General features: G+C 63.7%; 7 protein-coding genes and 1 pseudogene. All 8 read right to left on the bottom strand.

All coding sequences use genetic code 11. The features are described 5' to 3' along the window. Positions 1-724 precede the first annotated feature (724 nt). On the bottom strand, positions 725-940 hold the full coding sequence (locus CK226_RS36085; RefSeq protein WP_280951488.1) for a diguanylate cyclase: 216 nt from the start codon (positions 938-940) through the stop codon (positions 725-727). Further along, positions 940-2,673 (bottom strand): SEL1-like repeat protein, encoded by a 1,734-nt coding sequence (locus CK226_RS30275; RefSeq protein ID WP_095789559.1) that lies wholly within the window; start codon positions 2,671-2,673, stop codon positions 940-942. The genes CK226_RS36085 and CK226_RS30275 overlap by 1 nt, the downstream gene beginning before the upstream one ends. Positions 2,674-2,702: 29 nt before the next feature. Beyond that, positions 2,703-4,064 carry an HlyD family type I secretion periplasmic adaptor subunit gene (locus CK226_RS30270; protein ID WP_179296037.1) on the bottom strand — a complete coding sequence of 454 codons (1,362 nt, stop codon included), beginning with the start codon at positions 4,062-4,064 and terminating at the stop codon, positions 2,703-2,705. Between the two features lie 86 nt (positions 4,065-4,150). Next, positions 4,151-6,355 (bottom strand): peptidase domain-containing ABC transporter, encoded by a 2,205-nt coding sequence (locus CK226_RS30265; RefSeq protein ID WP_245437893.1) that lies wholly within the window; start codon positions 6,353-6,355, stop codon positions 4,151-4,153. 306 nt (positions 6,356-6,661) lie between these two features. Further along, positions 6,662-6,841: a hypothetical protein gene (locus CK226_RS35825; protein WP_245437896.1), complete on the bottom strand. Its 180-nt coding sequence runs from the start codon at positions 6,839-6,841 to the stop codon at positions 6,662-6,664. A gap of 3,048 nt (positions 6,842-9,889) precedes the next feature. Then, positions 9,890-10,387, bottom strand: a pseudogene (locus CK226_RS35820) (DUF4347 domain-containing protein); the annotation flags it as partial. A 94-nt stretch (positions 10,388-10,481) separates the two neighbouring features. Further along, positions 10,482-10,862 (bottom strand): hypothetical protein, encoded by a 381-nt coding sequence (locus CK226_RS30255; protein WP_095776100.1) that lies wholly within the window; start codon positions 10,860-10,862, stop codon positions 10,482-10,484. Next, positions 10,859-11,509: a hypothetical protein gene (locus CK226_RS30250; RefSeq protein WP_179301158.1), complete on the bottom strand. Its 651-nt coding sequence runs from the start codon at positions 11,507-11,509 to the stop codon at positions 10,859-10,861. Before CK226_RS30250 ends, CK226_RS30255 begins: the two co-directional genes overlap by 4 nt. Positions 11,510-12,164: the final 655 nt, after the last annotated feature.

Here is a 12,164-nt window from a genome sequence, read left to right as displayed (position 1 = left end):
CAATGAAAGACGAGGTTGCGCCATTGGCTTCATCGAGCCAGACCAGACCTTTCGTGCCAGCCGGCAAGGCGTTGAGTTCGTCCACGGATGAAACGTCGACAAGATTGAACCCGGCGGTTGCGACCTCCGAGGCCGATCCGCCTGATGCATAATGGAGAGTGGCCATCCAATTTCCTTCGTCTGATTCGATAGCCCCAGTGCCTGCCTAGCTGAAAACGTATATTAGCGTACAATCAAATACAGGTACTCTTTGACAGAATGATTGATCGTAGACGGGAACCGCCACAAGATTGGTGCTGTGTGCGAGAGCGAAGGATCGCTGACGCGTTAAGGCGATACACGAGGTGATTGCCTCTCCCAAGCGGCTCGCCGAACCGAATAGAAATGGAAATTAGCTGATTAGTCAGTCACACGAAAAACACGCAAAGGCGGAGCGTGCTTGCAGATTGAGCCGGCGGTAATAGCCTGGGCGGCAAACCTGACATATCGGCTCTCGCGTTCGTTTTGGGTTTCGCATGGCCGCTGACACAGCTCAGGTTTTTCGGGATTAACCTGTTGTCCTGAACGGAAAACGACGAATGCGTCCGAGTACCTTGACGTACTATAGCGACGACTCGTTGAGATGCATTAGAGTTTGCCCAGACCGTACTGGATCGATCCCGTCTGCCCTCTGCGAGTGCGCAACGTCCATTTGGCTCAAATAGTTGAATCGTCACTTCCCCACCTAGCTGCGGGGCACGTGAAGCGCCACACGATCTCGTCCTTCCGACTTAGCGCGGAAGAGTGCCAAATCGGCGGCATTGACGAAATCGTTTGGGGTCTCGTTCTCGTTGGGCACTGTTGTCGCGACGCCGACGCTGATGGTTACCCGATCCGGGCCGTGCGGGATGTTCAGGTTCCGAACGCCCTGGACGAGCCCCTCCAACGGCCACAGCAGCACTAGTTGGGCCCGCCCGCAGCCGCCAATTCGCCGGCGGCTTCACTGATCCCGTGCGCAGCCGCGCGTTCGAGCCAAAGGCGACCTGCCACCGGGTCGCGCTCCCCGGCGAGGCCTTTCAAGAGATAGCGTCCGAGCATGAATTGGGCTTGGCCATGCCCGCGTCCGGCAGCGGCGGCGTACCATTTCTGCGCTGCTGCCTGATCGACCGGCAGACCGTGGCCGCCTCCGTACAGCGCGCCAATCGCAAACATCGCCCCGGCGTGACCGTCGTCGGCGGCCTGCTCAAATAACTGCATTGCAGCCTCGGGCTCGGGCATGCCGCCGCGCCCGTTGAGTAGCATCTCGGCGAGCGCCACGCGTGCGTCGAGCACGCCGGCGTCGGCCGCCCGCGCAAACCACACGCGGGCCTGAGTTGGGTCGGCGGCGACGCCGCGTCCATCCTGGAGGAGGCGGGCATACATATATTGCGCCTCGGCGACGCCTTCGGCCGCGCGCCGCAGCCAGTCTGCCGCTTGCCCCTCGTCCTGGCGAACGCCGACGCCGTTGGCGAAGCAGAGCCCGAGGTTGAATGCCGCGATGAGGTCGCCCGATGATGCGGCCGCCTCGAACCATCCGGCAACGCTTGCACCGTCGTCCGGCTCGCCGGCTCCTCCCAGGATGAGATTGGCGAGGTCTGTCTGTGCCTGCTGATTGCCGCCATTTGCGGAAGAGCGCAGCCAGCGTGCTCCTTCCTCGACATCCTCAGCCACACCATTTCCCGTCAAATAGAGCGAGGCCAAAGCGCGGGCGGCGTCTTGGTGGCCCGCTTCGGCCGCCCGCCGATACCAATTCGCGGCTTCTGCAAAATCCGGCCGCTGCGTCTTCGCATAGCGATCGCCCAGCATATAGGCTGCCTCGACATTGCCGGCCAAGGCAGCACGCCGCATCCACGCCTCCGCGGCAGCGACATCTTGGCCGACGAGTGCACCGTCAATGAGTGCCAATCCCAACCGGAACTGGGCGGAGGGCAGGCCCTTCTCTGCAGCAGCCTGATACAGTTGAGCTGCTGCTACGATGTCACGTGCTACGCCGAGCCCGTGCTCGGTAAGGACCGCAAGAAGATAGGTCGCGGTCGGCAGGCCGGCGTCGGCTGCACGCCTTACCTCCTCCGCAATCCGAACTCTGTTTTCGCGTTTGCCGCGGCGAGCCAGCGACAGGGCAAAGCCTAGGCACCCTTCGGCGCAGCCGGCAGAAGCCGACTTCTCGTACCACCGGTGTGCGGCATCGGGATCGCGCATCGATGGGGGGCCGCTGGTAAGGATATAACCGAGGATCGCCTGTCCCGTGGCCGAGCCTGCCTCGGCTGCCTTGGTGGCAAAGTCGAAAGCGGCCGCGAAGTCTGGTTTTCCCAGGGAATCAGGTTTGAACAAGTGCTCCGAGGGCCCCTTGCCGTCGGCTTCCGTCGTCACCAGCCCGGTGACGTAGAGCGCGGCAAGGAGCGCCTGCGCATCCGCGCTCCCGTGGTTGGCCGCCCGCAGCAGCCATCGCGCGCCTTCCATACGGCTCGGTGGCACACCGGCGCCTTCCAGATAGCAACGCGCGACCCGGTACTCGGCGTCGACCATTCCGGCGCGCGCCGCCTTCGCCATAAACGGAAAGGCTTCAGCGGCCTTGCCGCTGTCGGCAAGCTGGATCGCCCGACGCAACACTGCCGCCGGGAAGGCCAGACCAGTCAGCCGATCCAAGATTGTCATCGATCCGAGCCTCTGATTCCTCCAGTACTCTATGGCTCCCGCATCGCCTCCTGGCCGATCGGGAGCATCACGCTGAGAATGTACTTGAGTATCGTGCGCCGACCGACCTTTACGTCGGCGGTCACCGGCATGCCGGGGCTCACGGCGAAACCGGCGGGAACGCCGTGGAGGGCCACCTGGTCGATGGAGATCCGCGTGCGATAGAATGGCTCGGCGTCGGAAGGCAGCATGGCCAAGGAACTGTTCGGATCGCGCGCTTGCTCCTGTGCCGAGAAGGAATCCGGGCTGAGTGCCCGCACAGTTCCATGGGCGAGGCCGTATTGCGAATAGGGGAAGGTGTCGAACTTGATTACCACCGGGTCGCCGACATGCACAAAACCGCTGCTCCTGCCGACGATGTTTGTCTCGATCTCGAGCGGCGCGTCGGCCGGCACCAGCGTGATAAAGCGCTCTCCTGACTGCATGACCGAGCCGACGGAGACTTTTGCCACCGATTGAACGATGGCGTCTGATTGGCTCTTCAACTCGACCAACTGGTTTCGAAGCTTTGCCTTGTTGAGAAGTTCGCGGGCGTCCGAGATGCGCGAGCTCGCCTCCGACAGGCTCTGCGAGACTTCGGCGCGCCAGCCCTGAATGTAGCCGTCGCGCTCGGCGGCCACCGCGGCCTGTTGGCGCTTGGCTGCTTCCGCGGTCTGATCGGCATTGCCCAGTGCTCGGGACATTTCCGCCCGGTTGTCCTCGGCCAGGAGCGTGTTGAGGCGGCTTCCTACCTGCCTTGCCTCGAGCTGCTTACGCATCTGCTCGATCGAGTCGGCAACCGTGAGCCGCTGGCGGTAGCCGTCGGCATCCGATTGCGATCGCGAAATCACCGAGCTAAGTTCGTCACGCTGGCGTTCGAAATTCTCCACCTTGGCCTCGTAGACCGCCTTGCGTTGCTCGAATATCGACACCTGTAGGGTCCAACTCGGGTCGAGGCCGTTGTAGGTGAACGTCTGGCCGCTGGCCTCGGCCTTCAACCGCGCCACCTCGGCTTCAAGCGTCGAGACCTGCATCGCCAGTGCCGTTTGGTCGGCTGAGGTAAAGGTCGCATCGAGGCGGGCAAGCAACTGGCCAGCTTTGACGCGCTGTCCTTCCCGCACCTCGATCGAGCGGACAATCGCTGTTTCCAGCGGCTGCACGACTATGTTGGGAGATTGCGAGACCACCAGCCCTCTGGTCGTCACGACCTGATCGACCGGTATCAGCCCCGCCAGGGCGATCAGCGCGATGACCAGGCTAGAGACGATCCAGACAATGCCTCGCGCCGCCCGCGGAATAGGCGCATTGGCGACAGCCGTCGACGGCCATTGGAACTCGAGTATGGCCGGCGTCGTCGGATCCTTCGTTTCCATCCGGTGCCACCGAGGGGGAGGGGCGGTGAGAGAGGTGCTGCTCATCGGTTACCGGACCTGATGCGAATATGAGGCGCGCGACATGGTCAAACCAACCGCGGCGGGACAGCGACCGGGCGGCCGTGGCGGCCGTCGAGGTGCCGGTTCTGCTGCGACCACAGCTGGCGATAGAGCGCGCATCGTTCGAGCAGGGTCGCATGCGGCGCAACGTCCAGGACCTTGCCCTGATCCATGACCAGGATGTTGTCGCACTCGGTCAGCGAGGCGAGCCGGTGCGAAACGATGATCATCGTGCGCCCGCTGGCAATGCGCATGAGGTTGGCGCTGACAACCGCCTCGCTCTCCGGGTCGAGTGCGCTGGTCGCTTCGTCCAGGATGAGAATGGTCGGATCGTGGATGAGCGCGCGCGCGATCGCCAGCCGCTGCTTTTGACCGCCTGACAGATTGGGCGAACCTTCCTCGATGTAGGTGTCGTAGCCATTCGGCATCCGCTCGATGAATTCCTGGGCGCCGGCGAGGTGCGCGGCGCGCATGGCATCGGAAAGCGTCAGGCCTGGGCGCCCGGCGATGATGTTGTCTCGGATCGATCCGCGGAACAGAAAGTTGTCCTGGAGGACCACGCCAAGCCCCTGGCGAAGATGGCGCAGGTTGATCTCCTTGAGGTCGACGCCATCAAGCTTGAGGAACCCACTGTAGTCGCGGTTGATCCCTTGCAGGAGGCGCGCGATTGTCGATTTTCCCGACCCGCTGCGCCCAACAATGCCAAACATGCTGCCGGCGGGAATATGGAAGCTGACCCGGTCGAGCGCCGGTGTCTTGGTGGCGATATAGCTAAAGGTCAGGTCGCTGAACGCGACCTCGCCGACCAGCCTGGGTCTCAGGCCGGTGGAATTCGAACTGCTCTCCAGCGACCGGTTGAGGACCGACGCCGCCTCGCCGATCGCCGCACCGACCTCCTCGTAGTCTTCAACCAGTCGCGCCAGGCCAACCAGCGGCTGCGCCACGCGCTGGGCGATCATCATGAAGGCGAACAGGCCGCCGACCATGTAGCCGGTGCGGTCGTTCATCGCGAGATAAGCGCCGATCAGCATGGTGCCGAGCACCATCACGCGTTCGATCGGCGTGACAAGGGTCTGCGGCCAGCTTGCCAGCTGTCCGAAGGCGAGACGCGCCTTTCCCGCTTCCGCCACCCGCTCGTCCCAGAGCGCCTTGCGCTGCGGCTCGAGACCGAGCGCCTTCACCGTCTTTATGCCGACGACAGTCTCGCCGAGCGCCGCCGACTTCCAGGTCTCGGCGTCGACCACCCGCTGGTATCTGCGGCGCAATGGCCTGAGGAAGGCGAGGATGATCAGCATGATCACCACCGCGCAGGCCAGCACGATCCAGGCCAGGGCGGCGTTGATGTAGAACATGACCGGCACCAGCACACACAGTGTGATCATATCCAAGAACGTGCTGAGGAGTTTTCCGGTCAGGAACTCGCGAATGCGATAGACCTGGGCGAGATGATACATCGTCTCGCCGGCCGGATGCCGCTCGAAATAGTCAAGCGGCAGGCGTAACAGCCGGCTGAAGACATGCAGCTGCAGCTTGGTGTCCAGACGGGCGCCGACGACATTGATGATCAGCCGCCGCGCATGGCCAAGCAGTGTCTCGTAGGCGAAAACCACGGCGATCACCGCGGACAAGAGCACCAGCGTCGAGATGCTGTTGAACTGCAGCACCTTGTTGACCACCGTCATGACGATGAGCGGCGGCAGGATGGTAAGGACGCTCAGCGTGAACGAGGCGATGGTGATATCGCGCAAGGCATGGCTTTCGAGACGCACCAGTTCGGCGAGCCAGCGAAGGGTGAAGGGGGCGTCCGCCGCGACATAGGATCGTGTGGCGCGCAGCAGCAGTGCCTCGCCCGTCCAAACCTGCGACAGCCGCAACTCGTCAATGGCGACGGCTTCACCATCTTCGGGTGCATCCGCACTTTTCAGGAAGACGATGTTTCGCTCGGCGCTCGCCCCGGTGAGAAGAGCCGCGCCGCTATCGTTGAACAAAAGGACGACCGGGCCGGAGTCCTGGAAGCGCAAAAGGTGGGACCAGCGGATGCGCACGGCGCGTGACCACATGCCGGCGTCCTGCGCCCACTGCGACAGATCGGCGGCGGCCGGAACCGCGCTCGCGGCCCTGAATTCGTTCGGGTCGAGCTCGACACCGTAATAGCGGGCGGCTCGCAGCATCGCCTTGAGGCGCGGCCCGATCTTGTCGAATTCGGCCGGACCACCAGGGATCCGCGCCATAGTACTTTCGCCGCCCGCCGCGTCGCCTTGCGCAGAACCGGCTTGGATCGGGACCGCCTGGATTTCGGCGTTCACGGGGAGGTTCACCATGGCTTTGTCTTCCGGCACGCGAGCGAACTCGACAATTCCCGGGCCGAAGCGCCCCTGCCGAGGGTTTCGATCATGCCGCCACTGTACTCCGAATTGATTCGCCGTGCGACTCTCATGCCAATCCCTGTCCGGGATGTTGGACGCGCGGACCCGCTTTCCAGCAGCCCGCGCGCCCGTTTTAACCCTGGACCAGTATGGTCCAGGTCCATTCGCCGCTCACTCGTGCGGCTTCAAAAGATCCTTCAGGGACGTCTTGACGGCGTGGTCGGTGCTGGCGTAGCCGGCGCCAGGCTTGGTCTGATCCGAGGTGAGATCCGTGCTCGCTCCGGAAGGCTTGTTCTGGTTGTTGCCAGATCCGCTGATTGTCTTGAGGACGTTCAGCAGGTCTGTCGTCACCGAAGTCGCCGCAAGGCTGACCAGTTGGCCGAACGACGCATTCTTGCCGGGATCACTGTTACCGTCAGCCGAGCCGGATTGCAGGAACTGTGTGGTGTCCTTGAGCCCGAGCGTGTTGGACGTGACCGCGGCTTGCCCCCCGTTTCCTTTGCCCTGACCACCGGCAGAGTTGCCCTGTCCCTGATGTCCGCTGTTGTCGGCATTGTTATGGTTCCCGGAATTGCCCGGTGCGGGCTGTTCTCCGTTGCCGTGGCCGTTGTTGCCATGACTACCGGTTCCACCACCATCCGAACCGGTTCCTCCAGTCGGGCCTGTCGGACCTTGCGAGCCAGTTGCACCGGTTGCTCCGGTCGCACCCGTGGCTCCGGTGTCGCCAGTGGCACCCGTTGCACCAGTCGCTCCGGTATCACCAGTTGCACCGGTGGCTCCGGTCGCTCCGGTATCGCCAGTGGCACCCGTGGCTCCGGTTGCGCCGGTGTCGCCAGTGGCACCCGTTGCACCAGTTGCTCCGGTATCACCAGTTGCTCCGGTTGCGCCGGTGTCGCCAGTGGCACCCGTGGCTCCGGTTGCGCCGGTGTCGCCAGTTGCTCCGGTCGCACCCGTGGCTCCGGTGTCGCCAGTGGCACCCGTTGCACCAGTTGCTCCGGTATCACCAGTTGCACCGGTGGCTCCGGTCGCTCCGGTATCGCCAGTGGCACCCGTGGCTCCGGTGTCGCCAGTGGCACCCGTTGCACCAGTTGCTCCGGTATCACCAGTTGCACCGGTGGCTCCGGTCGCTCCGGTATCGCCAGTGGCACCCGTGGCTCCGGTTGCGCCGGTGTCGCCAGTTGCTCCGGTGGCTCCGGTCGCTCCGGTATCGCCAGTGGCACCCGTGGCTCCGGTTGCGCCGGTGTCGCCAGTTGCTCCGGTCGCACCAGTCGCTCCGGTATCACCAGTTGCACCCGTGGCTCCGGTTGCCCCGGTCGAACCGGTCGCACCAGTCGAGCCTGTCGCACCGGTCGAACCGGTCGCACCTGTCGAGCCTGTCGCACCGGTCGAGCCTGTCGCACCTGTCGAGCCTGCCGCACCGGTCGAGCCTGTCGCACCGGTCGAGCCTGTGGCACCGGTCGAGCCAGTCGCACCGGTCGAGCCAGTCGCACCGGTCGAACCCGTGGCACCTGTCGAGCCAGTCGCACCGGTCGAACCCGTGGCACCTGTCGAGCCTGTCGCACCTGTCGAGCCTGTCGCACCGGTCGAGCCAGTCGCACCGGTCGAACCGGTGGCACCGGTCGAGCCAGTCGCACCGGTCGAGCCCGTGGCACCGGTCGAGCCAGTCGCACCGGTCGAACCCGTGGCACCTGTCGAGCCAGTCGCACCGGTCGAACCCGTGGCACCTGTCGAGCCAGTCGCACCGGTCGAACCCGTGGCACCTGTCGAGCCTGTCGCACCGGTCGAGCCTGTGGCACCGGTCGAGCCGGTTGCGCCCGTCGAGCCAGTCGCACCGGTCGAACCGGTGGCCCCTGTCGAGCCTGTCGCACCCGTCGAGCCAGTCGCACCGGTCGAACCGGTGGCACCTGTCGAGCCCGTGGCACCAGTCGAACCTGTTGCGCCGGTCGAGCCAGTCGTTCCGGTATCCCCAGTTGCACCCGTGGCTCCGGTTGCTCCGGTGTCCCCAGTTGTCCCGGTCGCTCCAGTAGCACCAGTCGCGCCGGTAGAGCCGGTTGCTCCGGTCGAGCCCGTGGCGCCGGTTGCTCCGGTAGAGCCGGTTGCCCCAGTCGACCCAGTCGCGCCAGTGTCGCCCGTTGCTCCAGTCGAACCAGTTGCTCCGGTTGCGCCAGTCGCTCCGGTCGCGCCCGTGGCGCCGGTCGAACCAGTTGCACCGGTATCGCCGGTCGAGCCGGTTGCTCCGGTAGAGCCTGTTGCGCCGGTTGCTCCGGTATCACCCGTTGCGCCCGTCGAACCTGTTGCGCCGGTTGCTCCCGTCGAGCCTGTTGCCCCGGTCGAACCTGTGGCACCGGTCGAGCCAGTGGCGCCGGTCGATCCTGTCGCTCCGGTCGGGCCAGTGGCGCCGGTCGAACCAGTTGCACCGGTATCGCCGGTGGCGCCGGTCGAGCCTGTTGCGCCGGTCGAACCAGTTGCTCCGGTAGAGCCCGTGGCGCCAGTCGACCCGGTCGCACCAGTGGCGCCGGTTGCACCGGTATCGCCCGTCGCGCCGGTCGAGCCTGTTGCGCCCGTCGAACCAGTTGCTCCAGTCGAACCAGGTGCTCCAGTTGCTCCAGTGGAACCGGCGGCGCCGGTATCACCTGTCGCTCCGGTTGCGCCAGTCGCTCCCGTCGAGCCGCTTGCGCCAGTAGAACCTGTGGCTCCAGTCGAGCCGCTTGCGCCAGTAGAGCCCGTCGCCCCAGTCGCACCTGTGGCACCTGTCGCACCAGTCGGTCCCGTCGAACCGCTCGCACCCGTAGAGCCCGTGGCGCCGGTCGAGCCAGTTGCACCCGTCGAGCCACTTGCGCCAGTAGAACCTGTGGCGCCGGTCGAGCCAGTTGCACCCGTCGAGCCACTTGCGCCAGTAGAACCTGTGGCTCCAGTCGAGCCGCTTGCGCCAGTAGAGCCCGTGGCTCCTGTCGCGCCCGTGGCGCCGGTCGGGCCCGCGGGCCCTGTCGCTCCCGGGGTGCCAGCACTAGCGAGGGTTAACAGGCCACCATTAAAGTGATCGCCATCGTTGCCCGCGGCGCCCACGTTGTTGATGGGCTGGGTATCGAATTGATAACCCGGTTGGGCGCCGGGCGTGATGAGGTCTGTGTCGGCGACATAAGTAAGTGTACCGTATAGGCGGAAGCCCGAGTCATAGATGAGATAGGTATCTCCAACCACAGGAACTGTTACTGTTACCGAGAATTTTGGAGCCGCAGCATTGGCTGCAGATGGTAACTGAAAGCTACCTACAACCGTATCATCGGTTGTAACTCCCGTACCATTTGTATCAATCAAATAGTACGTGTTGATATTGTTGCTCGATCCACTATCTACAGTACCGGTAAGTGACAGATCGCCTGAGACAAGTATCCCTGCGTAATTCGACACCCCGTCCGGGGTCAACGGCGGCAGGGGCGTGGACGCGCCGACGCGAACGGACAGTTTCCAGGCGCCGCCCAGGGCGGCTGCGCCAACTAGCGACCTGGATGCACGGACGTCCGCGCCGACCGCCTGTTCCAAAGCCGCTACGAAGGTTTCGCCAGCATTCCCTGATGCCGTCTCGCAGCTCCACAGCCGCAGCTCGCCGTCCGCAGCAAGCGCCCTGCCGATTGAAGCGAAGTCCTCAGCCGCTTCCTCCAGCGTCCCTACCGACCATTCTCCCGCGGAGAAGCTGACCCGGCCGGGCGCGCCATGCGCCAAGACGTGCACCGCGTCGAGCCCGTCGTGCCGCGAGAGCGCGGCGGCAATCTGCCGTGCCGCCGGTCGGCGGCCGTCCAGCACTATTGCCTGGACTTCGGCCCTCAGATTGGCGAGAACCGTGTTGAGATCGGAGACTGAAGGATCGACAAAGAGAATTTCAGAGGCACGGGCCATGACTGGCTCCTGTTGGCTTTGAACTCAATCCTAGGGAAAACCGCCCGACGCTAGGCCGGCGTGCGGTCGCGACAACGACAAGGAGATTGGACGGTCATCTTCCGGATAGACCGACGGCGCCGTCGGGTCGTTGGACAGAAGGGCTCTCTACGCGGAGAAAGCTGCAGGCCTGGAAATTCCCGCCATCGTCAAACGTACCAATCGCAAATGAGCCGGCTGCGGCCGGAACCTTGACGGTGACAGCGACAGCGAGGCTTCGCTTGACGGCCTTGGGCAGGATGACCTGACCGACGATGGCGCTCTTAGCCGTGTCCAGGATGAAATAAGGCACATTTTCGGTCGTGTCGCCGATGGGCAAGGCGCCTCTAACGGTAACTTCCATGACTGCAAACCCTGTTATATAGCTCATGATACTCTCCGTGGTCAGCGGACGAATGCGCCGCTGCGTTTTTCTGTCGTCACTCTCAATTTTCAATCGCCGCCGATCGGCTGCGCCAGCAAGGTCGGCGCGATCGAGCGGGCGGATAGTCTCTGTCGGGTTGGCGGCGTCGTGGCATCGAACGGCGCCGCATCGTGGGGCGGATCAGCGAAGCGTGGACGACCCCGCCGTGAGCCGCCCGCAACTGCCATGAAGGGATTGCCGCCGATGTCCAAAGCATCGGTTGCAGCGTCTGGCCGATCGTTTCCAGCGCTTGTCTGCAAATGGATCTGCGCCGTCCGAAACGGGGTGCTGTACCACGGCACCGCCGGTCGGCAGGCGATGTCATCCCACCCACTACGCAATCCCTCCAGGCTACGCCGAAGGCTCGGCGTCGGCTCGTCAGGAAACTCCGGGATTGGAAAGCCGTCGTCCTTCAAATGAATGACGTTGAACGACAAGTGATCTGCGACAATCGAGGTCGCCACCGCCGGGTCCGCGCCGAGTTCGCGTACGCGGCCGATGGCGAAGCCGGTCTGGTTTAGGCCGGGTTCAGGCTGAATGCCGGTTGCGTCCAGCGCGGCGGGGTCTGCCTCGCATTGGTGCTCACCGAACTCCGGGCGATCGGCCGGCTGAAGGTTTTGCGGCCAGCCGAACCGAGGCTGTGCACTTCTCCCGTGCGCACGTGGCAAGACTCGACCCAACACCCACTCCCGTCAACGATAGCGCCGATGCCTCGGCGACAATTCTCAAGGGAATGGGAAGCCGTCCGCCCCCACAAGGGGGACATGGTCGCGACATATAACTAGCGTGCCCGGTGGACGCGCCTTCCAATCCGCGAAACGTCCTTGATAACCCAGACCCTTCTAACTCTCCCCAAGAAAGAATTTCGCAGACATTCCGGCATTCGGCCGTCCAAACTGCGAGGGCCCCTCAACACCGCGTTTTAGTAGATTCGAAAATTAGCAAATTGTAAACTATAAATTAAGCAACTACTAAATTAGCTGGAACGAGGTAGTGCCGCTTTGGCAATTGCAGGAAAGATGGCTTGGAGAATCGCTATGACAATCAGATGTTTAATAGGACTACTTGCAATCCTGCCTGCTTTAGATAGCAATTGAAGGTCTCCATCTTCCATGCAAATTATCGACGATGGCGCAGCCAGACGGGTTGGCAATGTCTCAGCGGATGCTGGTGCCTCGGCCTTGACGGCAGCCTGCAAATGGCGGCGAAATACAGAACCTACCGGTCAGACCGGACGGAGCGGTGAATGCCGGCGGTTGCAGTTCAAGCAGCCTCCTTTCACGGTCGCCATTGCCGCCCGCTGGCATGACGGCTGGCTGCTAACCACTGTGGATA

Source organism: Mesorhizobium sp. WSM4311, from assembly GCF_002295115.1.
Lineage (GTDB): Bacteria > Pseudomonadota > Alphaproteobacteria > Rhizobiales > Rhizobiaceae > Mesorhizobium.
The sequence above is the reverse complement of the archived record's forward strand: the minus strand, read 5'-3'. Positions and strand labels throughout refer to the sequence as shown.